The 25,530-nt window shown below is 66.1% G+C and carries 17 protein-coding genes; 7 read left to right on the forward strand and 10 right to left on the reverse strand.

Annotation, left to right across the window (positions count from 1 at the left end):
* Nucleotides 1–2 precede the first annotated feature (2 nt).
* The 8 genes from ASD69_RS03130 to ASD69_RS03165 form a co-directional block, all read right to left on the reverse strand.
* Complete coding sequence (locus ASD69_RS03130; RefSeq protein ID WP_056173902.1) at nt 3–1,613, reverse strand: carboxyl transferase domain-containing protein; 1,611 nt, start codon at nt 1,611–1,613, stop codon at nt 3–5.
* A gap of 176 nt (nt 1,614–1,789) precedes the next feature.
* A complete protein-coding gene (locus ASD69_RS03135; RefSeq protein WP_056173905.1) occupies nt 1,790–2,182 on the reverse strand; it encodes a hypothetical protein in 393 nt (130 codons plus the stop codon).
* A 201-nt stretch (nt 2,183–2,383) separates the two neighbouring features.
* Nucleotides 2,384–2,752 carry a hypothetical protein gene (locus ASD69_RS03140; protein ID WP_056173908.1) on the reverse strand — a complete coding sequence of 123 codons (369 nt, stop codon included), beginning with the start codon at nt 2,750–2,752 and terminating at the stop codon, nt 2,384–2,386.
* A gap of 122 nt (nt 2,753–2,874) precedes the next feature.
* The gene (locus ASD69_RS03145; RefSeq protein WP_056173912.1) at nt 2,875–4,050 is read right to left on the reverse strand and encodes an acetyl-CoA C-acyltransferase; all 1,176 of its coding nucleotides are present in this window, start codon (nt 4,048–4,050) and stop codon (nt 2,875–2,877) included.
* Between the two features lie 724 nt (nt 4,051–4,774).
* Nucleotides 4,775–5,932, reverse strand: a complete 1,158-nt coding sequence (locus ASD69_RS03150) for an isovaleryl-CoA dehydrogenase (protein WP_056173915.1) — start codon at nt 5,930–5,932, stop codon at nt 4,775–4,777.
* Nucleotides 5,933–6,025: 93 nt separating this feature from the next.
* Nucleotides 6,026–7,129, reverse strand: a complete 1,104-nt coding sequence (locus tag ASD69_RS03155; RefSeq protein WP_056173918.1) for a Glu/Leu/Phe/Val dehydrogenase dimerization domain-containing protein — start codon at nt 7,127–7,129, stop codon at nt 6,026–6,028.
* A 667-nt stretch (nt 7,130–7,796) separates the two neighbouring features.
* Nucleotides 7,797–9,065, reverse strand: a complete 1,269-nt coding sequence (locus ASD69_RS03160) for a 2OG-Fe(II) oxygenase (protein WP_056173921.1) — start codon at nt 9,063–9,065, stop codon at nt 7,797–7,799.
* Nucleotides 9,066–9,141: 76 nt separating this feature from the next.
* Entirely contained in the window at nt 9,142–9,459 is a 318-nt protein-coding gene (locus ASD69_RS03165) for a YXWGXW repeat-containing protein (protein WP_056173923.1), read from the reverse strand.
* 393 nt (nt 9,460–9,852) lie between these two features.
* Between ASD69_RS03165 and ASD69_RS03170 the strand changes: the two genes are divergently transcribed.
* Together ASD69_RS03170 and ASD69_RS03175 are read left to right on the forward strand one after the other, a co-directional pair.
* Nucleotides 9,853–13,338, forward strand: a complete 3,486-nt coding sequence (locus ASD69_RS03170) for a methylmalonyl-CoA mutase family protein (RefSeq protein ID WP_056173926.1) — start codon at nt 9,853–9,855, stop codon at nt 13,336–13,338.
* A 39-nt stretch (nt 13,339–13,377) separates the two neighbouring features.
* On the forward strand, nt 13,378–15,126 hold the full coding sequence (locus ASD69_RS03175; RefSeq protein WP_157498937.1) for a hypothetical protein: 1,749 nt from the start codon (nt 13,378–13,380) through the stop codon (nt 15,124–15,126).
* Between the two features lie 172 nt (nt 15,127–15,298).
* On the opposite strand, the gene ASD69_RS03180 is transcribed toward ASD69_RS03175, so the two are convergent.
* On the reverse strand, nt 15,299–16,849 hold the full coding sequence (locus ASD69_RS03180) for an SDR family oxidoreductase (protein ID WP_235567175.1): 1,551 nt from the start codon (nt 16,847–16,849) through the stop codon (nt 15,299–15,301).
* 293 nt (nt 16,850–17,142) lie between these two features.
* Between ASD69_RS03180 and ASD69_RS03185 the strand changes: the two genes are divergently transcribed.
* A complete protein-coding gene (locus ASD69_RS03185) occupies nt 17,143–17,700 on the forward strand; it encodes a DUF3228 family protein (RefSeq protein ID WP_056173936.1) in 558 nt (185 codons plus the stop codon).
* 270 nt (nt 17,701–17,970) lie between these two features.
* Nucleotides 17,971–19,188, forward strand: a complete 1,218-nt coding sequence (locus ASD69_RS03190; RefSeq protein ID WP_056173939.1) for a hypothetical protein — start codon at nt 17,971–17,973, stop codon at nt 19,186–19,188.
* A gap of 374 nt (nt 19,189–19,562) precedes the next feature.
* On the opposite strand, the gene ASD69_RS03195 is transcribed toward ASD69_RS03190, so the two are convergent.
* The gene (locus tag ASD69_RS03195; RefSeq protein ID WP_157489236.1) at nt 19,563–20,048 is read right to left on the reverse strand and encodes a hypothetical protein; all 486 of its coding nucleotides are present in this window, start codon (nt 20,046–20,048) and stop codon (nt 19,563–19,565) included.
* A 386-nt stretch (nt 20,049–20,434) separates the two neighbouring features.
* On the opposite strand from ASD69_RS03195, the gene ASD69_RS03200 reads away from it, so the two are divergent.
* The 3 genes from ASD69_RS03200 to ASD69_RS21020 all read left to right on the forward strand — a co-directional run bounded on the left by ASD69_RS03200 (nt 20,435) and on the right by ASD69_RS21020 (nt 25,048).
* A complete protein-coding gene (locus ASD69_RS03200; RefSeq protein WP_157498939.1) occupies nt 20,435–22,456 on the forward strand; it encodes a M13 family metallopeptidase in 2,022 nt (673 codons plus the stop codon).
* 563 nt (nt 22,457–23,019) lie between these two features.
* The gene (locus ASD69_RS03205; RefSeq protein ID WP_056173950.1) at nt 23,020–23,565 is read left to right on the forward strand and encodes a hypothetical protein; all 546 of its coding nucleotides are present in this window, start codon (nt 23,020–23,022) and stop codon (nt 23,563–23,565) included.
* Nucleotides 23,566–23,725: 160 nt separating this feature from the next.
* Nucleotides 23,726–25,048: an AAA family ATPase gene (locus tag ASD69_RS21020; RefSeq protein WP_162250603.1), complete on the forward strand. Its 1,323-nt coding sequence runs from the start codon at nt 23,726–23,728 to the stop codon at nt 25,046–25,048.
* Nucleotides 25,049–25,530 lie beyond the last annotated feature (482 nt).

Below are 25,530 nucleotides of genomic sequence, written 5' to 3' on the forward strand. Positions count from 1 at the left end.
GCTTACATCCGGAACACGCCGAAGCGCGTGCGGTCCTCGATCGGCGCGTTGAGGCTGGCCGACAGGCCCAGGCCGAGCACGCGCCGGGTGTCGGCCGGGTCGATGATGCCGTCGTCCCACAGGCGCGCGCTGGCGTAGTAGGGGTTGCCCTGCGATTCGTACTGCTCGCGGATCGGCGCCTTGAAGGCTTCTTCCTCGTCCGGCGTCCACACCTTGCCGGCGGCCTCGATGCCGTCGCGGCGCACCGTGGCCAGCACCGAGGCGGCCTGTTCGCCGCCCATGACGCTGATGCGCGCGTTCGGCCACATCCACAGGAAGCGCGCCCCATAGGCGCGTCCGCACATGGCGTAGTTGCCGGCGCCGAAGCTGCCGCCGATCACCACCGTGAACTTGGGCACGTGCGAGCAGGCCACCGCGGTGACCATCTTGGCCCCGTCCTTGGCGATGCCCGCGTTCTCGTACTTCTTGCCGACCATGAAGCCGGTGATGTTCTGCAGGAACACCAGCGGGATGCCGCGCTGGTTGCACAGCTCGATGAAGTGCGCGCCCTTGAGCGCGCTCTCGGCGAACAGGATGCCGTTGTTGGCGACGATGCCGACCGGGTAGCCGTGGACATGGGCGAAGCCGGTGACCAGGGTCTTGGCGTAGCGCGCCTTGAACTCGTGCAGGTCGCTGCCGTCGACGATGCGCGCGATCACCTCGCGGATGTCGAACGGGCGGCGGGTGTCCTTGGGCACGATGCCATACAGCTCCTGCGCCGCGTACAGCGGCTCGCGCGCGGGCTGCACGGCCACCGGCAGGGTCTTGCGGCGGTTGAGGTTGCCGACGATCTCGCGCGCGATCTGCAGCGCGTGGCGGTCGTCCTGGGCGAAGTGGTCGGCCACGCCGGACACGCTGGTGTGGACCTCGGCGCCGCCCAAGGCCTCGGCGTCGACGACTTCGCCGGTCGCGGCTTTGACCAGCGGCGGGCCGCCCAGAAAGATCGTGCCCTGTTCCTTGACGATGATCGACTCGTCGCACATCGCCGGCACGTAGGCGCCGCCGGCGGTGCAGCTGCCCATGACCACGGCGATCTGCGGGATGTTTTCCGCGCTCAGCCGGGCCTGGTTGTAGAAGATGCGGCCGAAGTGCTCCTTGTCCGGAAACACCTCGTCCTGCAGCGGCAGGAAGGCGCCGCCGGAGTCGACCAGGTAGATGCAGGGCAGGCGGTTCTCGCGCGCCACTTCCTGCGCGCGCAGGTGCTTCTTCACCGTCATCGGGAAGTAGGTGCCGCCCTTGACCGTGGCGTCGTTGGCCACGATCACCACTTCCTGGCCCTGGACCCGGCCGATGCCGGCGACCATGCCCGCGGCCGGCGCGGCCCCGTCGTACATGCCCTCGGCGGCCAGCGGCGCGATCTCCAGGAACGGCGAACCCGGATCCAGCAGCGCGGCGATGCGGTCGCGCGCGAGCAGCTTGCCGCGTTCGGTGTGCTTGTCGCGGGCCTTGTCGCCGCCGCCGTGGGCGGCGCGGGCGAGGCGGGCGTCGAGTTCCTCGACCAGGGCCTGGTGATAGGCCGCGTTGTCGCGGAAATCCTGCGAGCGCGGGTCGAGCTGGGAGGTGATCGCGGGCATCGATGCGGGCTGTTCGAAAGACGCGGCATCAAACCACAAAGCGTAGGCGCCGGCCAATGACGCTTTCGCCGGCGCGCGACCGGGCGCCGGCGTACGGAGCGGGGCTGCGCATACGCATGGCACAAAAAGAAAGGCCCGCTTGCGCGGGCCTCTCGGTGTTACGGGCTAGCAGCGAATTACTTCTTCGCTTCGGCCTTCGCTTCGGTCGCAGCAGCGTCGGCCTTGTCGGCGACCTTCTGAGCGGCGTCGGCGGTGGCGTTGGCGGCGTCGGCGGTCGCAGCGGCGGCGCCGGCAGCGGCGTTCGCGGCAGCGGCGCCAGCGGCGTCAGCAGCGTTGTTCACGGCAGCGCCGGCTTCGGCAGCGGCTTCGCCGGTGGCGGCAGCAGCGGCGTCGGCGCCTTCGGCGACGGCGGTGCCGGCAGCGTCAGCGGCCTGGGCGGCGGCGTCGCCAGCCTGCTCGGCGGCGGTCGCGGCCTGAGCGGCCTCGTCCTTCGCAGCGTCGGTGTTGTTGGTGCAAGCCGACAGAGCCAGGACGGCGACGGCGAGGAGGACGTGGAGCTTGGTGTTCATGGTTGTCTCCGGAGGAGTTGTCTGAAGGATTATCTGTGTAAGCGCGGACGTACATCAGGCAACGCCAGTGCGCGCAGCGACCCGGGCTGTGCCGGTTCTATCGTTCACTGACCACTGTTTCAGCTACGGAAAAGCCGCCGGTAAACCGGCGGCTCTTCCTGACTTGCGTACCCGATCGGTTCTAGCGAACCGAGGAGGGCATTACTTCTTCGGCTCTTCCTTAGCAGCGTCGGTCGCCTGGGTGGCGGCCGAAGCGGCGTCGGCGGCAGCGTCAGCAGCCTTGCCAGCGGCGTCGGCAGCGGCGTCAGCAGCGGCCGGGGTAGCGGCAGCGGCGGTCGCGTCGGCCGAGGTGGCAGCGGCGTCGGCAGCGGAAGCGGCCGTGTCGGCAGCAGCCTGAGCAGCGTCGGCAGCGGCGGTGTCGCCGGTGGCGGCAGCGGCGTCGGCGGTGGCCTGGGCTTCGGTCGAAGCAGCGGCGGCATCAGCAGCAGCTTCATCAGCCTGCTTCTGGTTCGAGCAAGCGGCCAGGGCCAGGCCCAGAGCCAGGGCGAGCAGCGCCTTGTTGAAAGTCATGATTCGGTTTCCTCGTCGATTAGTTAGGCAACGCGCAGTTGCGCGCCGATAACATGATGACAAGCCAGTGACGCGTGTCAAGCGGCTGGCCGGTTTTTTTTGCACAACGCGTTTTTAACTTTTTACAGGAGCTCGACCGCGATCGCGGTCGCTTCGCCGCCACCGATGCACAGCGAGGCCACGCCGCGCTTGCCGCCGCGGGCGCGCAGGGCGTTCAGCAGGGTGACCACCAAACGCGCGCCGCTGGCGCCGATCGGGTGGCCCAGGGCCACCGCGCCGCCGTTGACGTTGAGCTTCTCGTGCTGGATCCCAAGGTCCTTCATGGGAGCCATGGCGACCACTGAAAACGCTTCATTGACCTCGAACAGGTCGACATCGGCGACCGTCCAGCCGGCCTTCTCGAGCACGTTTGAAATCGCTTTCACCGGAGCGGTGGTGAACCATTCCGGGGCCTGGGCGTGGCCGGCGTGGGCGACGATGCGGGCCAGCGGCTTGAGCCCGCGCGCGGCGGCCTGGTCGGCCGACATCAGCACCGTGGCGGCCGCGCCGTCGGAAATCTTCGAGGACGCGGCGGCGGTCAGCACGCCGTCCTTGCCGAACGCCGGGCGCAGGCCCGGGATCTTGCTGACGTCGATCTTGCCCGGCTCTTCGTCGCTGTCGACCACGACATCGCCCTTGCGGCCCTTGACGGTGACCGGGACGATCTCGTCCTTGAAGGCGCCGCTGGCGATCGCGGCCTGGGCGCGCTTCACGCTTTCTTCGGAGTAGGCGTCGATCGCGGCGCGGTCGTAGCCGTATTCGGCGCAGGTGGCGTCGCCGAACACGCCCATGGCCTTGCCGTCGTAGGGGTTGGTCAGGCCGTCCCAGGCCATGTGGTCGAGCATCTCGGCGCTGCCGTAGCGGATGCCGGTGCGCGAGTTATTCAGCAGGTGCGGGGCATTGGTCATCGACTCCATGCCGCCGGCCACCACGACCGTGGCCGAGCCGGCCTTGATCAGGTCGTGGCCCAGCATGATCGCCTTCATGCCCGAACCGCAGACCTTGTTGATGGTGGTACAGCCCGCCGCGGTCGGCAGGTTGGCGCCCAGGGCGGCCTGGCGCGCCGGCGCCTGGCCGAGGCCGGCGGGCAGCACGCAGCCCATGATCACCTCGTCGACCTGGTCGGCGGCCACGCCGGCCTGCTCGAGCGCGGCCGAGATCGCGGCGCTGCCCAGGGTCGGGGTGGGGACGCCGGTGAATTGGCCGAGGAAGGAACCGATGGCGGTGCGCTTGGCACCGACGATGACGATGTCGCTCATGGCGGACTCCGAAATAGTGCGGCCGGCGCGGCGGCCGGAACTTTCCGATTATGCGACTCGATGCTGCACTGCCGCAAATGCCGGAAAGGGCCCGGTTCGGGCGGGTCGAAGCCCGGCCCGGGACGGGCTGAGCGGGGCATCAAAACTGTGGATTGCGTCGCAGGGACCGCTGAGAGCGGACTAACGAAATCTTCGCAATCCCGCTCAGCTTGGTGTACGCCAACGAAACGCCCACGAAGGTGACTGCGCCCAAATGCGCCGGCCTTGGCTGCGTCCAGGCGCACCCGGCGGGCTGGCCCGCGGTCTCGGGGTAGGGGCGGCGCAAGCCGCGACCGCGTTACTCGACTACAGCGCGAGCTCGGAGGCCAGTCGCGGCTCACGCCGCTCCTACCCAAAGCTAAGCGCCCTTCGCAACCGCTCCCTGTAAGAGCGGCGTAAGCCGTGACCGCGAAACCACACACACCGGCGCAACCATGCGCCCCCAGCTTCCTGTGGGAGCGGCGTAAGCCGCGATTGCTGAGGTGTGGTTGTCGCCGCGATTCCGACGCTTGCGCGATCGCGGCGAATGGCCGAAGGAAATCCCAGTGGGACGCCGCTCCCACACACAGCAGCTCCCACAGAAAGCGGGCAGCGCAATGCATCGAAGCCGCGGCAAGCGAATCGTACCGCCGCGGCCACCGCACCCCACGCTCACTCCGGCATCCCGAAGCGGGCGCGATCTACCTCACGACTTGCCGTCGAACAACTCGCGCCCAATCAGCATACGGCGGATCTCGTTGGTGCCCGCGCCGATCGCGTACAGCTTGGCGTCGCGCAGGATGCGGCCGGTCGGGTACTCGTTGATGTAGCCGTTGCCGCCCAGGGTCTGGATCGCTTCCAGCGCCACCTGCACCGCGCTGTCGGACGCGTGCAGCAGGCACGAGGCCGCATCCACGCGGCTCTTGTGGCCGGCGTCGAAATCGCGCGCGACCTGATAGGCGAAGGCGCGGCTGGACTGCAGCGCGGTGTACATGTCGGCGATCTTGCCCTGCATCAGGCCGAAGGTGCCGATCGCCGCGTCGAACTGCTTGCGCTCGCGCACGTAGGGCAGGGCGCTGTCCATCGCCGCCTGCATCAGGCCCAGCGGACCGCCGCTGAGCACCAGGCGCTCGGTGTTCAAACCGCTCATCAGCACCTTGACGCCCTGGTTGACCTCGCCCAGCACGTTGGCGACCGGGATCTCGCAGTTCTCGAACACCAGCTCGCAGGTGTTGGAGCCGCGCATGCCAAGCTTGTCCAGCTTTTGCGCGGTGCTGAAGCCCGGCATGCCCTTCTCGACGATGAAGGCGGTCATGCAGCGGCTGCCGCTGTCCTTGCCGGCGGTGCGCATGTAGACGATCAGCACGTCGGCCTCGGGGCCGTTGGTGATCCACATCTTGTTGCCGTTGGCGACCCAGACCTCGCCCTTGAGTTCGGCGCGGCAGCTCATCGAGCCGACCACGTCGGAACCGGCGCCCGGCTCGCTCATCGCCAGCGCGCCCTTCCACTCGCCCGTGCACAGCTTGGGCAGGTACTTCTGGCGCTGCGCGTCGTTGGCGTTGGCGTACAGATTGGACACGCACAGGTTGGAGTGCGCGCCGTAGGACAGGCCGATCGAACCGGACGCGCGCGAAATCTCTTCCATCGCGACCAGGTGAGCCAGGTAGCCCATCTCGCTGCCGCCGTACTCGCCCGGCACGGTCATGCCCAGCAGGCCCATCTCGCCCAGCTTGGGCCACAGGTCCTGCGGGAAGGCGTTGTCGTGGTCGATCTGCGTGGCGCGCGGCGCGATTTCGGCTTCGGCGAAGCGGCGCACGGCCTCGCGCAGCGCATCGATCTCTTCACCCAGGGGGAACGGACGCATCGGAACTCCTGTCGATCTGATCTGGTTGCACAAATTGTGTGTGTAGCGCCCAAACAGCGACGGGGCCTTGCGGCCCCGTCGTCGTCGAATCGCTTAGTGGCCGCCGCGGATTCGACCCCGGAAGCTCGGAGCCGAGCGGCCCATCGGCAGCTTGAGCTTGCCGATCGCGTCGATGCGCTCTTCGGCGAGGCGGTCGGCGGCCTTGTAGGTCGGGATCGCGTCGCGCTCGGCGATTTCGAAGATGCGGCCGAGGTTGTGATAGATCGTGCGCATCATGCGCATGGCGCGCTCGCGGTTGTAGCCGTCGAGTTCCAGCGCCACGTTCATCACGCCGCCCGCGTTCACCGCGTAGTCCGGCGCGTACAGGATGCCGCGCTTGGACACTTCGTCGCCGATCGCGTTGTTGGCCAACTGGTTGTTGGCCGCGCCGCAGATAATCTTGGCCTTCAGGCGGGGCAGGGTCTGCTCGTTGATGGTGCCGCCCAGTGCGCAGGGCGAGTAGACGTCGGCGTTGACGTCGTAGATCTCGTCCAGGCCCACCGCTTCGGCGCCGTATTCGCTCACGGCCTTGTCGATCAGGCCCTTGTTGATGTCGGTGACGAAGATCTTGGCGCCGCGTTCCTTCAGCAGCTTCACGAACTCCATGCCGACGTGGCCCAGGCCCTGCACGGCGTAGCTGTACTTGCCCACTTCCTCGTCGCCGAAGCGCTTGTTCAGCGCCGCCATCAGACCCTGCAGGGTGCCGTAGGCGGTGAACGGCGAGGGGTCGCCCGAACCGCCGTGGACCTGGTGCACACCGGTGACGTACTCGGTCTCGCGGTAGACGTATTCCATGTCGTTGACGTCGATGCCGACGTCCTCGGCGGTGATGTAGCGGCCGCCCAGCGAATCGACGAACTTGCCGAACGCGCGGAACAGCGCCTCGGACTTGTCGGCGGCCGGATCGCCGATGATCACCGCCTTGCCGCCGCCGATGTTCAGGCCCGCGACCGCGTTCTTGTAGGTCATGCCGCGGCTCAGACGCAGCACGTCGTTGAGCGCGTCCTGCTCGGTCTTGTACGGCCACATGCGCAGGCCGCCCAGGGCCGGGCCCAGCACCGTGTTGTGGATCGCGATGATGGCCTTCAGGCCGGCGTCCTTGTTGTGGCAGAACACGACCTGCTCATGGCCGAAGGTGTCGAGGGTTTCGAAAATCATCGGGTGCTCCGAAACGGCGTGGATCGCGCGTTGCGCTTAACGCCAGGAATGTCTGGTAAGTCGGTGAAAAAGAAGGAATTCGCCTGCGCGGAGCCCGCACTACCGGCGCCGCAGGGGCGACAGTCTAAAGCAATCGGGGGATACGGCTACGTATGCGTGCCCAACCGCCAGAACCGGCCCCGGTCCGGCGCGAAGATGAATGCGCCTCCGGCCAGCCCGGCAGCATCCTCCGCAACCGCACCCTGTAGCAGCGGCGCAAGCCGCGACCGCGCCACCGCACGCGCCGGCGCCACGCCCCGCAGCTACCGAATCGCGGCTCACGCCGCTCCCACAAGAAGCGCGCGGCAGTCACGGAGTCCGCGACAGTCCTTGCCTCGGCGCAGCGCCCTGCCTTCTGTGGGAGCGGCGTAAGCCGCGATCGCGTCATCGCAACAACGGCGCCAGCTCGGGAACCCCGTCGCGGCTTACGCCGCTCCTACCCCAAAGCCGAAGCGCCTTGCGGTCTCGCTTCGGGCGCAGCGCCTGCTTTCTGTGGGAGCGGCGTAAGCCGCGATCGCGGTATCGCAACAACGGCGCCAGCTCGGGAACCCTGTCGCGGCTCACGCCGCTCCTACCCAAAAGCAGTGCGCGCGCAGGCATTGCCGAATACCGAATATCGAACCGCCCCTCAAAACAACCGATACGGCCGCTCGCGCAGCCACAGCGTCGCCAACCATTTCTCCCCGCGCTGCACCGGCAAACCCGCGTGCAGCGAATCCGTATCCGGCCGCCCGTCCGCGTGCAGGTTGTCGAAGATCACCGCGCGCCCCGGCAGCGGTGCGACCCGCAGCCCGGCGACCGGGAACTCGGTCTCGCCGCCGGCCTCGACCGCGTTGAGGTAGACGCAGATCGTGCGCAGCCGGTTGCCCGCCTCGGGCCGGTCGCGCTCCAGCGAGCCCGGCGGGCGGTAGTCGCGATGCGGGCGGTACTCCTCGCCGGGCGCGTAGCGCAGCACGGTCAGGTGCTCGGCCTGCGGCAGCGCCACCCCGGCCGCGTGCGCCATGCGCAGCTGCACCACGCGCAGCGCCAAGTCCTCGACGATAGGGTCCAGCGCCGAGTCGCTGCTGGTGCGCTGCTCGTGCGGCATCGGCGCGCCGGTGTCCGGATGGATGGTTTGCGAACGCTGCAGCGAAGGCTGCGCGGTCGCAATCAGCAATCGGCATTCGTCCGCCGACAGCAGGCCGTCGACCGTGGCCACGCGCGGCGCCGACGCGCGCGGGGTGATCGCGACGGGTTGCAGCGCCTCCTCCAGGGCCAGCGTGCCCGGCACGATCTGCGCCCGCATCGTCGGCTGCGGCGGCGTAGTGGCCGGCAAACGGGTCACCCCATGCGCGGCCAACTGCTGCAGGATTTCCTGCGCCGCGCGCGGTTGCGCCGGGCAGCCTTCGCCGCGCGCCAGGCGCTCGGCCAGCAATCGCGCGGCGACCACGTCGCCGCGCCCCGCGCCGCGTTCCAGCAACTGCAGGCACAGGGTCTGGTCGCGCTCGTTGGCGCGACGGCCGAAGTGGATCGCGGCCGCGCGCAAGGCCGGCGGATAGTCGGCCTGGATCGCCGCCAGCAGGCGTTCGTTGCTGCGCCCATCGTGCGGCAGGGCCCTGCCGCCCAGGGCGATCAGGGCCAGGAAATACCCCGCGATCGGGCTGCCCGCCGATTCCGCGCGCAGCAGCCATTCCACCGCGTGTTCTGGGTCGGGCACGGTGCCCACCCCGAACATCAGCATGCGCGCGTACTCGATCTGCGCGTTCGCCAGCCCGGCCTCGGCCGCGCGCCGGTGCAGCATGCAGGCTTCGTCCAGGCGCTGGCGCACCACCAGCGCGGTCGCCAGGTGGTACAGGGCTTGCGGCGAACCGCGCTCGGCATCCAGCCGCAGGCGGGTGAGTTCGGGATCGTCGGTCATCGCCGGAGCGTAACCGAGGCGCACGCCGCTGGGCAGACGCCGCGGGCGTTACGGTTTCGCAACGCCCGCGACGGATTCAGCGCCGCGCCCAGTGGCCGTCGTTGAAGCGCCAGCCCGGCCCGTGCCGGTACCAGCGCGGCGCGACATAGGCATAGCCCGGCCGCACCCGCACGTAATGCCCACCGACCCAGACGTGCTGGCGCCCGGTCCATCGCCAATAGCCCGGCGCCCACACATAGCCGGGCCGCACCCGTACCCGCTCGTAACGCACCGGCGGCGGCGCTACCCGCACGCTCACATCCACATAGCCGCGCGCCTGCGCCGGCGGCACGTGCACCGTACCCAGCGCGGCCACCGCGACCGCCGCCGCCAATACCCAAGGACGCATCGTCATGTTCCTGCTCCGCTACCGGCGCCATCCGCCGTCAGCCCAGACAACGCCCGCGTCGCGCGCGGTGTTGACGCGGCCCGTGCCGCGATTCAGTGCAACGCCAGCTAGCTGAAGCCCAGCTCGCTGCGCGTGAACGGCTCTGGCTGTGGCGCGGGCTCCAGCTCTCTGTGGGAGCGGCGTGAGCCGCGATCGGTGTGCGGTGTCGCAGCCAATCGCCACGTGGCGCCGGCGTGTGCGGTGGCGAATCGCGGCTCACGCCGCTCCCACAGAAAGCAGGAAGCTCAAGGGCGGCCGCCTCGTCCCGCGCCCCATACCCGCCCGCACGTCCCCGGCCTCCAGCCCCGCCACCCCCGCGCGCTACAATGCGCGCTATCCGTTTTTCGTATTGAGCGCGCCATGAGCACTCCCGTTGCCGTAGTCCCCGCCGCCCAGACCGACGCCACCCCGTTGCGCTTCGTCACCGCCGCCAGCCTGTTCGACGGCCACGACGCCGCGATCAACATCATGCGGCGCCTGATCCAGGGGCAGGGCGCGGAAGTGGTCCATCTGGGCCATAACCGCTCGGTCGAGGACGTGGTGCGCGCCGCCCTGCAGGAAGACGCCGACGGCATCGCCCTGTCCAGCTACCAGGGCGGCCACGTCGAGTACTTCAAGTACATGGTCGACATGCTCAAGGAGCGCGGCGCCGGCCACATCCGCGTGTTCGGCGGCGGCGGCGGCACCATCACCCCCGAGGAAATCCGCGAGCTGCAGGCCTACGGCGTGGAGCGCATCTACCACCCCAACGACGGCATGCACATGGGGCTGGTGGCGATGATCGAGGACGTGATCCGGCGCGCCAACGAAGGCCGCATCGCCGATACCGCGCCCGACAAGCCGGCCGCCATCGACGACGAGATCACCATCGGCAAGACCCTGTCGGCGATCGAAGAGGGCCTGCTCGACGAAACCCAGCTCGCCCACCTGCGCAAGCAATGGCAGCTGTCCGGCGGCAAGACCCCGGTGGTTGGCATCACCGGCACCGGCGGCGCCGGCAAGTCCTCGGTCACCGACGAACTGCTCAATCGCTTCCTGGCCAATTTCCCCGAGATGCGCATCGCGGTGATCTCGGTCGACCCGACCCGTCGCCGCACCGGCGGCGCCTTGCTCGGCGACCGCATCCGCATGAACTCGCTGCGCAGCCCGCGCGTCTACATGCGCTCCATGGCCACCCGCCGCCAGCACGTGGCCACCAACGCCGTGCTCAAGGACTGCATCGCTTTCCTCAAGGGCCTGGGCTACGACCTGGTCATCGTCGAGACCGCCGGCATCGGCCAGAGCGACTCGGAGATCGTCGACCTGGTCGACTTCCCCATGTACGTCATGACCAGCGACTTCGGCGCGCCCAGCCAGCTGGAAAAGATCGACATGCTCGACTACGCCGAGCTGGTCGTGCTGAACAAGTTCGACAAGCGCGGCGCCGAAGACGCCCTGCGCGACGTGCGCAAGCAGTGGAAGCGCAACCGCGTCGCCTTCACCACCAAGGACGAAGACATCCCGGTCTACCCGACCATCGCCAGCCAGTTCAACGATCCCGGCATCAGCTGGATGTTCGCCAACCTGTGCCGCCTGCTGCGCGAGAAGCTGTCGCTACCGGCGCAGCGCTGGACCCCGGACGTCAACACCGACCTCAAGGAACCGCGCGCCACCGTGCTGATCCCGGGCGCGCGCGTGCGCTACCTGGCCGAGATCGCCGAACAGGGCAGGGCGATCAACCGCCAGATCGAAACCCAGGCCGAGATTGCCGACCGCGCGCAGTCGTATTGGCAGTCGCTGCACGATCTGGGCGACGAAGCCCTGCCCAAGCAATTGGATCTCTACGCAGCCGATGCCCTTCTCCCGCCTGCGGGAGAAGGTGCCCGCAGGGCGGATGAGGGCGCTCTTGCCGTCGACCGCACCCTGCTGACCCTGCGCCAGCGCTACAACGACGCCGTCCAATCGCTCACCTCCGAAGCCCTCAAGCTGCTGCGCGACTGGCCCGCGCGCCTGAAGTCGATCACCGACGAGGTCAACGAGTACAAGGTCCGCGACAAGACCATCCGCGTCGAGAACTACCGCGACTCGCTCAGCCACCAGAAGATCCCCAAGATCGCCGCGCCCACCTACAAGAGCTGGGGCGAGCTGCTGACCTTCCTGCAGAAGGAAAACCTGCCGGGCTACTACCCCTACACCGGTGGCGTGTATCCCTACCGCCGCACCGGCGAAGACCCGATCCGCATGTTCGCCGGCGAAGGCACGCCCGAGCGCACCAACCGCCGCTTCCACTACCTGTCCGTGGGCCAGCCGGCCGCGCGCCTGTCCACCGCCTTCGACAGCGTCACCCTGTACGGCGAAGACCCGGCCGTGCGCCCGGACATCTTCGGCAAGATCGGCAACTCCGGCGTCAACATCGCGTCCTTGGACGACATGAAGAAGCTGTACTCCGGCTTCGACCTGTGCGCCCCGACCACCTCGGTGTCGATGACCATCAACGGCCCCGCGCCGATGCTGCTGGCGATGTTCATGAATACCGCCATCGACCAGCAGGTCGAGAAGTACCTGCGCGAGGACGGCGCGCGCTGGGACGCCGCCCACGACGCCATCGAAAAGCTCTACGAAGGCAAGCAGCGCCCGCAGTACGGCGGCCTGCTGCCGGAAACCAACGACGGCCTCGGCCTGGGCCTGCTCGGCGTCACCGGCAACCAGGTCGTCGATGCGGAGACCTACGAAGCCATCAAGACCCGGACCCTGGCCACCGTGCGCGGCACCGTCCAGGCCGACATCCTCAAGGAAGACCAGGCCCAGAACACCTGCATCTTCAGCACCGAGTTCGCCCTGCGCATGATGGGCGACATCCAGCAGTACTTCGTCGACAACAACGTCCGCAACTTCTACTCGGTGTCGATCTCGGGCTACCACATCGCCGAAGCCGGCGCCAACCCGATCAGCCAGCTCGCCTTCACCCTCAGCAACGGCTTCACCATCGTCGAGTACTACCTCGCGCGCGGCATGAAGATCGACGACTTCGCGCCCAACCTGTCGTTCTTCTTCAGCAACGGCATGGACCCGGAGTACACCGTGATCGGCCGCGTCGCCCGCCGCATCTGGGCCCGCGCCATGCGCGAGCGCTACGGCGCCGACCCGCGCAGCCAGATGATGAAGTACCATATCCAGACCTCGGGCCGTTCCCTGCACGCCCAGGAAATCCAGTTCAACGACATCCGCACCACGTTGCAGGCCCTGTACGCGCTGTTCGACAACTGCAACAGCCTGCACACCAACGCCTACGACGAAGCCATCACCACCCCCACCGAAGAGTCGGTGCGCCGCGCCGTGGCGATCCAGATGATCATCAACAAAGAGCTGGGCCTGAACTTCAACGAGAACCCCTGGCAGGGCAGCTTCGCCGTCGACTACCTCACCGACATCGTCGAAGAGGCCGTCTATAAGGAGTTCGAGGCCATCAGCGAACGTGGCGGCGTGCTCGGCGCCATGGACACCATGTACCAGCGCGGCAAGATCCAGGAAGAGTCGCTGTACTACGAACACAAGAAGCACGACGGCTCGCTGCCGCTGGTCGGCGTCAACACCTTCCTGCCCAAGGACCACGGCGGCGACATCGTCACCGAGATCGAACTGATCCGCTCCACCGAAGGCGAGAAGGGCCAGCAGATCGACAACGTGCTGGCCTACCAGACCGGCCGCAACGCCTACGCCGCCGACGGTCTCAAGGGCCTGCAGTCCGCCGCGCGCGAGCGCAAGAACGTGTTCGCCAGCCTGATGGAAGCGGTCAAGACCCACAGCCTAGGCCAGATCAGCCACGCGCTGTACGACGTGGGTGGCGAGTACCGCCGCAATATGTAAGGTCGCGTGGGCGCGGGAGCTTTGCCGCGCCCACCCGTAGTGCCGGCGCTGACGTGCGCCGGTGTTCGATGCGCCGGGGGGACGCATCCGCTCGGCTCCCTCGGCATGAATGCGATTCGTCCAGGGGGAGTTCGAGTGCGAGCCATATTGTTTGCGATGGGCCTGATGCTGGCGCTGCCGGCAACCGCCAAAGAGAAACCGCAGGTGCCGGCCGAGTTGGCGCCTACGCACGGTTATGTCTATGTGGCCTTTCCGAAGGGTGGCGGCGAAGCGATCACTGTCGCTCCGGTGGCGGGTGGCAAGGATGTGGTGATCGACACGCCGGCGGCTGCGACGTCGTTGCCCGCCGCGCATGCATTCGCGAAGTGGCTGCCCGCGGGCCGGTACAAGATCAAACTCTGGGGTGTGCTCAAGTGGCCGATCACGCCTGCGTTCGGCCCGCCAGACAAGCCTGCGTCCGATTGGCCGGACGGGCTGGAGTTCGATGTCCAGGCTGGGCGAGTGACGGACCTGGGCGACCTGATGCCGGTGAATGTGGGCGGGTACCAATTCGTCGTGGTGCCGGTGCCGCATCCGGAGCATGCGGGGTCGCTGGCGGAAGCCATCAAGCCGATCGCGGCGGTGCTGAAGGACCCAACCCCCGTTCCGTACACGATGACTTCGGTATCCGGGGCCATCACGATCCATCAGCAGAGCACGGGCCTGGGTTTGATCGCCGACTTGCTGCTAGCTCACGATCGCAAGGTCAACAAGCCCTCCACCCAGGACGCGCTGATCGCCGCCAAGGACCCCAAGGAGTTCCTGCGCCTGCTCCGTGGCATTACGCCGCCGCTGCAGGACGAGCCTGCGAGGCTCGACGACGGCACGCTGTACTTCCCCGCGGACCTTGGACAGTTGCGTAAGCGCACGCCGGACGGCCAATGGAGCAGCCTGGGCATGGACACGCTGCGCCAGATATTGGCGGTGGAGTACGCGAATGGTCGCCTGATCGCCGGCAGCGACGACGGCCACCTGCGCGCCAGCCGCGACGGCGGCGCGACCTGGACGGAGCTGAAGGCCCTGGGCCGTCTGGAATCCATCATCGACATCGACCACGCCGACGGCACCTGGATCGTCACCTCCACCGAAAAGTTCGAGGATTCCAAGGCCCCGCGCGGCAACGGGCTGGTGGCCGCCGCGAGAGGCACGCCCTCGGTGCGTCTGCGCGTCTACACCGGGCGCGGCGACGATCTCGCCGACCTGGCCCTGTCCAAGGAATTCGTCCTGGCGCCCAAGGATCAGGCCGGTTGGCTCGGCGCGCGCGGGCAGTTGGCGGGCGGACGCTACTACGTCCTGGCCGGTACGGCCCTGCAGCGGCTGGATCTGGCCAGCGGGCAGTGGAAGACCATCACCCCCGGCGCGCGCATTTCCTCCCATCGCATCGATCCGACCACCGGCGTGGTGAGCGCGCTTTGGAGCCAGGGCGCCTTCTCCAAGGTCCATATCTCCTCCGACCACGGCGACACCTGGACCCAGATCGGTCGTCCGCCCTACATCATCCACGACGTGCAGATGGACAGCGCCGATCGCGGCTGGGCCAGTCGCTGGAACATGAATGCCTTCAGCGGCGTGTGGGAGACCTACACCTTCGTGCCGGCCAAGAACGACTGGGACAAATCGGGCGAGGCGCCGTTCAATTGCCGCCTGATGCGCATCGCCCCGGACTTGCCGGTGCTGTGCTTCGCGCCGGATGCCAGCATCCTCGGCCTGCATGACGGCAAATGGGAAGCGGAGTTCTCCGCGCTGTAATGGCTGCCGCAAACGCGCAGGACTGGCGTTGCAGCTGGGCCGGGTTTCGTCGCCACGCGGCGGAACCCCGGCTTGAACGTGGACCGCACGCCGGCGCCGACCCGCCGGCGCGCGCGCATGCCGGATAATGCGCCGTCACCGCGCCCAGCCGCCTTCGCTTACGCGATAAGGCTCACCAATCCGTCGGTGCGTAGTCCTTCAGGAACTGCCCCCAAACATGCTCGCCGGTGTTGAACCCGTGGATGATCGGGTCGACGATCCGCGCGGCGCCATCGACGATGTCCAGCGGCGGATGGAAGCGTTCCTCGACGATCTTGCGCGCGGCGATTTCGACCGGATCCTCGTCGGTCACCCAGCCGGTGTCGACGCTGTTCATGTGGATGCCGTCGCCGTGATAATCGGCGGCCGCGGTGCGCGTCATCATGTTGAGCGCGGCCTTGGCCATGTTGGTGTGCGGGTGTTTGGTGGTCTTGAAGTTGCGGTAGAACTGGCCTTCGACAGCCGAGACGTTGACGATGTGCTTGTCGCGCGCGGGCTGTGCGCCCACGGGTTCGCGCAGCATCAGCGGCTTCAGGCGCGCGTTGATGATGAAGGGCGCCACCGCGTTGACCAGTTGCGTCTCCAGCAATTCCACCGACGGCACCTCGTCCATCTGCAGGCGCCATGAATTGCGCCCACGCAGATCGACCTGCTGCAAATCCTGGTCGAGTCGGCCTTCGGGGAACAGGTGGGTCTGACCGAGCAGCTCATCGGGCAGCAGCGGTACTTGCGAGAGCTCGGCGGCACGGGCGAGGCCCATCGCGCCCAGGTCGGATCGGCTGGCTTGCAGCGCGGTCGCCTCGGCACCTGGCAACAAGTCGCTGCTGCGCAGGCCCTGGTACTGGCCGATCAACTTGCGCACGTGCTCGGGCAGGGTCTGCAAGGCGGCGGTCTCGCCGGCCATCATGTGCGCATAGAACGCCGGTGGGCGGCGCACGGTCTGGCAGGCATTGTTGATGATGAAGTCCAGGCGCTCGCGCGTGGCCAGCAGCTGCGTGCAGAACGCTTCCACGCTGGGGGTGTGGCGCAGGTCCAGTCCGAACACTTCCAGCCGATCGCCCCATTCGCCGAAATCCGGCTCGGCGGCGTAGCGCGCGGCCGAATCGCGCGGGAAGCGGGTGGTCACGATCAGGGCCGCGCCCGCGCGCAGCAATTTCAAACCGGCCTGGTAGCCGATCTTGACGCGCCCGCCGGTCAGCAGCGCCACGCGTCCGCGCAGGTCGGCGGTTTCGGTGCGCTTGAAGAAATTCAGTTCCGCGCAGGGCGGACACAGCTGATCGTAGAAGTGATGGATGCGCGTGTATTTCTGTTTGCACACATAGCAATGCAACAGTTCCGGCGACTCGTTATGGCCCACCGGATCGGTCGCACGGTTGCTGGGGTCGTGCAGGCCGGGGGCCTGCGGCGGGAAATAGTTGGGCGTGGTGAACACCGGCTTGCGGCGCAGGGTACGGATGCCCGTCTGGTCCAGCAGCGCCTCGGTCGCGCGGGCTTTCTCCTGCGCCCGTTCGCGCGCCTGATCTTTGGACTTGCGTCGCCGCGCCCGCGGCTCGGGATGGTGAACCAGCGCGATCGCCTGCATCAGGCGCTCGCGTTCGTCCGCGGGCAGCGCATCGAGCAGGCTACGGTCGGCGATGATCGCTTCCAGCAGCGCCAGGGTGGCCCGCAGACGATCGCCGGACAGGCCGGCTTCGGTGTCGCTGGCCGGCGAGAGGGGCGGGGTAGGTGCAGCGTTGGTGTTCAAGGACAGGTCCGTGTTGCATGCCGAAACGGTGGCAAAGGGTACGGGAAAAGCGGGCTGCGGTGATTTATTCGCCAAAATAGCGCGGCAGCCGGGCCCTGAACGCGATCGCCCGGTCGGCCTGATTGCGATCCCAGCGCTCAGGCCGCGTTCCGGGGGATCTGAGCGAAGCACGGCGGCCGCCAGTCGCCGGGTTCCCGGCGCGTCCCTGGCCCCAGCTGCCCGATAATGCGCCCATGACCATCGTCCTCACCGACTTCGCCCGCCCGCGCTTGTTCCCGCGCGAACCGCGCCGCAACACCATCCAGGACTGCACGCCCGAGCAGTTCGAGCGCCACCTCAACGAGGTCGCGCCGCTGCAGGTGCTGGACGGCTACGCGCCGTTCTGCAAGCTGCACGTGCACCGCAACTGGACCTCGACACGCTGCCTGGCCGTGCCCATCACCGAGGCCAACCGCCACCTGCTGCGCACCGACTACGACGCGCGCACCAAGGACGAACTGCCCGTGCTGGTGCGCTGGTTCGAAGGCCTGGACCCGCCCGTGGCTGACTACCTCATCGTCATCCTCTACAGCCGCGAGCAGTTGGCGAAAGAGGGCACTCATACCGACGCCGACTGGGGCGTGGTCGGCTGCATGTACACCGCCGAACCCGTCGAAACCCCGATGGCGCCCATCACCATGATGCGCAACGCCCTCGGCGTGGAGGAAGGCGGCTCCGGCGTAACGCTGGACCGCGCCGCCTATCAACGCAGCGTCGAGTTCTGGCGCACCCACGCCAACTGGCGCGGCTAAGCACAGCCCCTCGCTGTCTTCCCCAACGAAGTCTCCCCCTTTGAAAAAGGGGGATTAAGGGGGATTTGCTCTTGCTCCACCCGCAGAGCCACACAGCCCCCTATTGCCCTCCCACACCAGCGCAAGCCCCCATCCCGCGTTCTGCAACCCACCCCACAAATCCGCAACCCCCACCGCCGCCCCTGTCATATCCCCGCCTGTCCCCCCGTCTGAGGAAACAGCACGCCGCAATGACTGCGGCGTCTGCCCACCAAGGAATCCAGGCAACCCATGAACAAGCTCAAGCCGCGCCTGCTGGTGTCCCTGCTGCTGTCCGCGCTCTCCCTGCCGGCCCTCGCATTGGAGCCCTGCAACCCCTGCGACCCCGTCGACACGCCCAAGGTCTACGCCGTCGGCGTCGCCTACCTGCCGAACTGGCAGGCCGCGCTGTGGGTGGACGGCGTGCGCACCGATCTGCCGCCGCTGGTCAACCAGTACAACACCGGCGCCAAGGAAGCCAACGACGTGGTCGTGGTCGACAACTTCATGACCGGCGAGCCCGACATCTACGTGGCCGGCACCGCCAACATCACCACCAACAACGCCGCCGCCGCCGACTCCTCGGCCATGGTCTGGAAGAACGGCGAGATCCACAGTCAGATCCCCAGCATCTCCAGCACCTACGTCAACCAGTTCGCCGGCGCCAAGGGCTTGTTCATCGACAACGGCAATATCTACACCGCCGGCTACACCGACGCGAAGTTCAGCAGCATCGCCGGTCCGCAGCCCAACTTCGCCGACATGAAGCCGGTGTACTGGAAGAACGGCCAGATGACGTTGCTGCCGATCAATCCCAGCGCCTACCGCGGCATGGGCACGCGCATGACCGTGCGTAACGGCAACACCTACGTCATTGGCACCCACGCATTCACCCAGGAGGGCCACCCGGCAACCCCGGGCGCGTTCGGAAGCGGGGCCTTGTGGGTCAACGGCACCGAGGTGCTGTACACACCGATGCCGTACCCGGAGACCGTCACCACCACCACCACCCAGCTCTACGTCGGCGGCGCGCTCGCGCCCTACGCGAACGAAACGGTCTACCGCGCCGGGTACATCTACCGCGCCCTGTCGCTGGGCTCGGTCTCCGCGGGCACCGGCTCGCCGGGCATCTTCTACGGCGTGATCCTGGGCAAGGCAGGCATGACCTCGCGCGTGACCGACATGCAGATCGTCGGCACTCGCATCTACGCTGTCGGCTGGGAGCTGCGCCCCAGCGGCAAGTACGTGGCCAAGCTGTGGATCAACCAGTCCGGCGTCGACTTGTCGGAAGAGAGCGAAAGCGCCATCGCCACCTCGGTGTTCGTGCACGGCAACGACGTCTACGTTGGCGGCAGCACCAACAACATCCTCAACCAGTACGCCAAGGCGGTGATCTGGAAGAACGGCGCGATGACCAGCCTCAACGGCACCGCGCTGGGCTCGCACATCACCTCGATCTACGTGAAGTAAGCCCACGCGTCGCACCCGGGACGCTCGTGAGCGAGCGTCCCGGCATCCGCGATACTCCGCTGTGGGGTAGGAGCGGCGTAAGCCGCGACCGCGCTATTTCGACGACGGCGCCAGCTCGGAGGCTAGGTCGCGGCTCACGCCGCTCCCACCCCAAGGCCAAATACCCTTCGCAGCCGCCCCCTGTAGGAGCGGCGCAAGCCGCGACCGCGCGCGCCCACAAGCCGGCGCAACCGCGCCTGCCAGTTTCCTGCGGGAGCGACCTAAGCCGTGATTGGCTGGCACGTGGTTGGCGCGGCGATTCCGAGTCCACGCGATCGCAGCTAATGGCCGAAGGAAATCTCCAGCGGACGCCGCTCCTACCCCGACGGGTCCGACTACCAGGTCACCGTCAAATGCACGCGGAACCGATGCAACGCATCGCCCGAGATCGACCCGCTGCGCATCTCCACCGTGTACCCGCAACCGCCGGCCGGCATCGTGCCGGTATAGCGGTAGGCATGGGGCTCGAACGGGCCGTAGTCCACGCCCAACCGCTCCCATTGCTTGCTGTCGTTAATCAGCGCAACGTAATCGCGTCGCAGCGCGACCATCTGGTCGTAATTCATCAGGCCGAACCACAAGGTGCAGTAGCGATTCGCGCAACGCGCACCGTCGATCTGCACGCCCTCTGGCAGCGGCACCGCCTCAGGCCAGCCGTCCGGGCGCGCCGCGACTGCGGCACCCACGCCGACCTTGGTCACACGCTCCGACATCGGAACGCCAGCCTCGGCATCCCGTCCCGCCGACGCATAACCCGTCAGCGCGCACAGCCCAACCGCCGCCATCACCGCCAGACCGCGGCTACTCAAGTATCGATTCATCTCATCCCCCTGTTGTATGCATCCACGCAAACGGCTGCCTGCGTAGCCTTACCTGTCGACAGCGGCAGCCAGTAGGCGCGGCCCGGAACGCCACGAGCTTAAGCGAGAAGCCAGCCCGGACGAGGCCGCTTCCCGTGCTCCCTGTAGGGGCGGCGCAAGCCGCGACCCGCCACCCCACACAGCGCCATTCCCATCTCGCAGCTTTGGGGTAGGAGCGACGTAAGCCGAGACCGCCAACTCCATATGCCGACGCAAGCCTCCGCCGGCCCGGCTCACGCCCCACGCCGCACCTACCCACAGCAAGGCCACCCCAGCCAGGACTTCTGGGACGGGCCCCTCTCCAGCCCCTGGCTATAGTGGCCCTACCTTCCAGCAGGGACGTTGCCGTGATCAGGTCCAGCCTTCCGCTCGTCGTATTGCTCGCCGCCACCACCACCGCCTCCGCCGGCGCCGTGCACGGCATCCAGCCCGCCGACATCAACCGCGCCGGCGACCCCTGTACCGACTTCTTCGACTACGCCAACGGCGCCTGGCGCAAACAGAACCCGATCCCGGCCTACATGGACCGCTGGAGCCGGCGCTGGCAATCCGGCGAGGTCAACAAGGAACATGTGCGCGACATCCTCACCGAGCTGTCCGCGCGCACCGACTGGCCCAAGGGCAGCGCCGGCCAGCTGGCCGGCGATTTCTACGCCGCCTGCATGGACGAATCCCGCATCGACGCGCTGGGCAGCCAGCCGATCCAGCCCTGGATGGCCGAGATCAGCAGCCTCAGCGGCAAGGACGGCGTGCAGCGCATGATCGGCAAGCTGCACGACGTCGGCGTGCCCGTGCCCTTCGGCGTCTTCGCCGGCGAAGACCTGCACCAGCCCTCGCGCACCATCGCCCACCTCTACGCCGGCGGCCTGGGCATGCCCGACCGCGACTACTACCTGAAACCGGAGCCGCGCTTCGTCGAAGCGCGCGCCAAGTACCTCGTGCACGTGGCCAAACTGTTCGAGCTGGCCGGCTTGCCGGTGGAGCAGGCCAAGCAGAACGCCCAGGTCGTCTTCGAGTTCGAAAAACGCCTGGCCGAAGCGTCGCTGGACAACGTGCAACTGCGCGACCCGAAACTGCAGGACAACACCACCGCCTTCACCGACCTGGCCAAGCTCGCCCCCAGCTTCGACTGGGGCCGCTACTTCGACGCCGCCGGTATCCCGCGCAACGCCGTCAACGTGACCCAGCCCAAGTTCCTGCGCCAGTTCGAAAAGGAGCTGGCCACCACCTCGGTCGCGCAATGGCAAACCTACCTGGAGTGGCAGCTGCTCAACTACGCCGCTGACTCCCTGTCCACCCCGTTCGTCGAGGAAAACTTCGCCTTCAACGGCAAGTTCCTCACCGGCGCCACCGAGATCAAACCGCGCTGGAAGCGCTGCGCCGAACTCACCGACAACCAGCTGGGCGAAGCGCTGGGCCAGAAGTACGTCGAAAAATACTTCCCGCCCGAAGCCAAGGCGCGCATGCAGGACATGGTCAAGAACATCCTGCTGGCCATGGACGACACCATCCGCGAGCTCGACTGGATGGACGACGCCACCAAGCAAAAGGCCCTGGAAAAGCGCGCCACCTTCTTCCCCAAGCTGGGCTACCCGGATAAGTTCAAAGACTACCAAGGCGTGGTCGTCTCGCGCGCATCGGCCTGGGACAACCTGGTCGCCGCCCAACGCTGGAACGTCACCGACGGCCGCAGCCAGATCGGCAAGCCTACCGATCGCACGCGCTGGGGCATGACCCCGCCCACCTCCAACGCCTACTACAACCCGCTGCAGAACGAGATCGTCTTCCCCGCCGGCATCCTGCAACCGCCCGCGTTCGACGTAAACGCCACCGACGCCGTCAACTACGGCGCCATCGGCGTGGTCATCGGCCACGAGATCAGCCACGGCTTCGACGACCAGGGCGCCCAGTTCGACGCCCAGGGCCGCCTGGCCAACTGGTGGACGCCCGCCGACGGCAAACAGTTCGCCGCCAAGGGCCAATGCGTGGTCGACCAGTTCGAGGGCTACTTCATCGAACCCGGCGTCCACCACAACGGCAAACTGGTGCTGGGCGAATCCATCGGCGACCTCGCCGGCGCCAAGCTCGCCTACCGCGGCTACCTCAAGTCGCGCGAAGGCAAAGGCCCCGAACCCACCCTGGACGGCTTCACCCCCGAACAGCAGTTCTTCATCGCCTGGGGCCAATGGCGCGGCGATGAAACCCGCTTGGAAACCCAGCGCAGCATGATCCAGGGCGACCCACACCCCATCGCCAAGTACCGCGTCAACGGCCCGCTCTCGAACCTGCCCGCATTCCAGCAGGCCTTCCAGTGCAAGGCCGACGCCCCGATGGTGCGGCCGGCCAAGGACCGCTGCGAAGTCTGGTGAGCCGACCCAACGCGCAGGGCGGGCCCCGCCCGCCTTGCGCCCCGTCGTCGCACCCAGGGTGGCCACCGGCCCCGTCGCCGGTCACCCGCCTGCTTCCTGTGGGAGCGGCGTAAGCCGCGATTAGCCACCCACAGACCGCGCCCCTCCCACCCAGCAAGCAGACAGGGAGGCGGCCCACCGGCCAACGCCCGCCAGAATTTGATCACGCGCACATTTCGTAGCAGCATGCGGCACTAGGGGTAACACCGGCATACACCACGCAACCCGGCTCCACACGGCCGGGCGGCACGCCGTCATCGAATCTAGGGAGAGGATCGATGCTCATGCGCCTCAACGGTCGGGCTGGACAGCCCGCCACGCGTTCGGCCACCGGCTGCGCAGCCCGCGCGCGCCGCGCCGGTTCCTGCATCCATCGCCAACCGCACCCCACCGAGCGCCGCGCAGCCGCGCCATCCACCGCTGCCGCCCACGCGCCGGTCATCGGCCGGCGACGCGTGCCTGTCCACGCCTATCGGCGCTAAGCGCCACCGCCCTTACACACCACTCATCCCTCAGGACGCCCCATGCCCATCACCCTACGCAACACCACCCAGTACATCGCCCAGTTTGTGGTGCGCAAAGGCGGCCAGATCATCGCGCGCCTGCCCGGCATCGCGCCCGAAGCGCAGATGACGGTGCCCACCGCAGACAGCTACCAGGTCACCGCCATGACCATCATCGACGGCAACACCTACACCTCCGCCCCGATGGACGTGACCGGCGCCGTCAGCTTCCTGGCCCAAGTGCGGCAAGTGCGCGAGCAAGGCACCTACGAATTCGACGTAGTGCAGGGCTACAGCACCCGCCCCGACCAGATGCAATTCCAAAAGACCACCATCGCGCCGGTCACCTTCACCATCGAAAAGGACGGCGTGCCCATGCAGGCGGTGGTGGTGGCCGACAGCTTCACGATGCAGACCCTGGATATCAGCGACACCTTCTACGTCTATGCGGTCGTAAACGGGGTCACCACCGACACGTTCAGCACGGCCAATCCCCATGCGACGGTGACGGCGATTAGCGATACCAGCGCCTTAGAGCAGGGGTACTTCACGCTTGAAATCGGTTAGATGACGCAGGTGCGGCGGGGTTCGCCGCACGCCGACAGCGCCTACACTGCTCAGGACGCGCCATGAGCCATCTTGCCCTACCAAGCCAAACGTGCTACCGCACCCATTTTATGATAGGTATTATGGAAAACAGCCTCTTGATTGGAAATGGAGCTCGCTAGTGAAGGCGATATATATCGAGGGTCTGAAGTCATTCTTTAAGAAGCAGAAAATTCAACTTTCTGACATTACAATTCTTGCGGGCGCGAATAGTTCCGGAAAGTCGACGGCGTTGCAGCCTTTGCTTTTACTTAAACAAACGGTCGAGTCTCAGTATGACCCCGGGGTCATGCTGTTGGATGGGCCAAACGTTAAGTTCACGTCCCTGGATCAAATGTTCTCCAAGCGATCTGGTGAAAATATTCGCGCCTCGTTTAGCGTTGGATTTGAGGTTGAAGACGGTGCTGTTCTTACTGTTGCCTATGGCAGAGGAACTTCTTCTGGTGTTGAAGTCAGGTCAACGATTTTAGCGCTATCTACCGGTAATTCTGTAAGTGTCAAAATTGGTAAAAAACTCACCAATGCAGAATCGAAATTGCTAATTGAGGCGATGCCAGACGGTGGGCCCGGCAAGGAGCTCATTAAGAGTGATCGAATTCCGTATTCCTGGGATGTAACTTCTTCCAGATGTTTTCCGGATGTGGAGTTGGTAGGGGAGTTCAAGCTTGGCGACAAGGAGAGCAGATTTCTTCCTGTGGCTAATTTCCCGTTACAAGACTACATTAAACGAACGATTGCTGATTTGATCCATATTCAAGGTCTTCGCGGAAATCCCGAGCGAACTTACTCCGCAAATGCGCGTGTAATAAAGCGATTTCAAGGGCTTTTTACAGATTACGTAGCCTCGGTTCTGCAGCAATGGCAGGATGATCGGAGTGACAAGCTTGAATATCTCGGCAGCGACTTGCGTGAGCTTGGGCTGTCCTGGAAAGTAAGGACTTCTCGTGTTCATGACACTCAAGTTGAGATTAAAGTAGGAAGGCTTCTGGCGTCTGCGCAGGGCGGAGCACATGATTTAGTAAATCTCGCAGATGTAGGCATCGGGGTATCGCAAGTGCTTCCATTCTTAGTTGCGCTTCGTGCGGCAAAGAAGGGTCAGGTCGTCTTCGTAGAGCAGCCGGAGATTCACCTTCATCCAAAGGCTCAATATGCATTGGTTGGGATTATCGTAGACGCGATGCAGCGCGGCGTTAAGGTTTGGCTGGAAACGCATAGCTCGGCGATTCTGCGGGGCTTTCAGACTAAAGTTGCAGAAGGTTATATTGATCCGAAGAAGATTGCGCTTAATTGGTTTTCCAGAGATTCTGCAACGGGCGGAACGTCAGTTGAGATTGCTCAGCCAAATGATAAAGGTCAGTACGGTAATTGGCCCGTCGATTTTGATGAAACAAATCTTTCAATAGAAAGGGCTTACTTAGACGCTGTAGCAAAGAAGCTATTTTGAGGGGGCGATGGTGGGTGATTGCATTGTCGACGCATGTGTGCTGAAAGGGGCTGGTACAAGTGATGTGATTGATTCAATTAGATGTAGGGGCGCGATCGATGCAGTAAGAGTGCACAAGCATGTTCTTCTAGTTGATCCAAAGCTTTGGGATGAATGGAGAGTCCATCTGACTCGATATTCGGCCTCGTGGCTTACAGATATCATCTCTAGAGAGCAGCTTGTTTTTGTGACGTTGAGTGACCGCCATCGTCATGGGCTGACGGCTGCAATTTACACATTGCCTGTTGCGCAGCAGCCAGCTGCGTTAAAAGATTTACATATCCTGCAAGCGGCCGTCGAGCACAATGCGCTTGTCATTTCCAATGAGCAGGTTTGTAGAAGAGCCTATGTATCTTGCGGCTCAAGCTACCCGCCAATTCAAGGCGTCTACTGGGTTTCACCTTTAATGTGTGCAGACCTTCCGCATTGGTTGGCTCAGAGAG

Source organism: Lysobacter sp. Root604 (assembly GCF_001427505.1).
Taxonomy (GTDB): domain Bacteria; phylum Pseudomonadota; class Gammaproteobacteria; order Xanthomonadales; family Xanthomonadaceae; genus Lysobacter.

Excerpts from the sequence above, each read along its gene's own strand:
- ASD69_RS03140 (WP_056173908.1), bottom strand. The coding sequence starts at position 2,752 with ATGACTTTCAACAAGGCGCTGCTCGCCCTGGCTCTGGGCCTGGCCCTG.
- ASD69_RS03135 (WP_056173905.1), bottom strand. The coding sequence starts at position 2,182 with ATGAACACCAAGCTCCACGTCCTCCTCGCCGTCGCCGTCCTGGCTCTG.
- ASD69_RS03185 (WP_056173936.1), top strand. The coding sequence starts at position 17,143 with ATGACCATCGTCCTCACCGACTTCGCCCGCCCGCGCTTGTTCCCGCGC.
- ASD69_RS03155 (WP_056173918.1), bottom strand. The coding sequence starts at position 7,129 with ATGATTTTCGAAACCCTCGACACCTTCGGCCATGAGCAGGTCGTGTTC.
- ASD69_RS03150 (WP_056173915.1), bottom strand. The coding sequence starts at position 5,932 with ATGCGTCCGTTCCCCCTGGGTGAAGAGATCGATGCGCTGCGCGAGGCC.
- ASD69_RS03165 (WP_056173923.1), bottom strand. The coding sequence starts at position 9,459 with ATGACGATGCGTCCTTGGGTATTGGCGGCGGCGGTCGCGGTGGCCGCG.
- ASD69_RS03145 (WP_056173912.1), bottom strand. The coding sequence starts at position 4,050 with ATGAGCGACATCGTCATCGTCGGTGCCAAGCGCACCGCCATCGGTTCC.
- ASD69_RS03170 (WP_056173926.1), top strand. The coding sequence starts at position 9,853 with ATGAGCACTCCCGTTGCCGTAGTCCCCGCCGCCCAGACCGACGCCACC.
- ASD69_RS03190 (WP_056173939.1), top strand. The coding sequence starts at position 17,971 with ATGAACAAGCTCAAGCCGCGCCTGCTGGTGTCCCTGCTGCTGTCCGCG.
- ASD69_RS03160 (WP_056173921.1), bottom strand. The coding sequence starts at position 9,065 with ATGACCGACGATCCCGAACTCACCCGCCTGCGGCTGGATGCCGAGCGC.
- ASD69_RS03130 (WP_056173902.1), bottom strand. The coding sequence starts at position 1,613 with ATGCCCGCGATCACCTCCCAGCTCGACCCGCGCTCGCAGGATTTCCGC.
- ASD69_RS03205 (WP_056173950.1), top strand. The coding sequence starts at position 23,020 with ATGCCCATCACCCTACGCAACACCACCCAGTACATCGCCCAGTTTGTG.
- ASD69_RS03195 (WP_157489236.1), bottom strand. The coding sequence starts at position 20,048 with ATGAATCGATACTTGAGTAGCCGCGGTCTGGCGGTGATGGCGGCGGTT.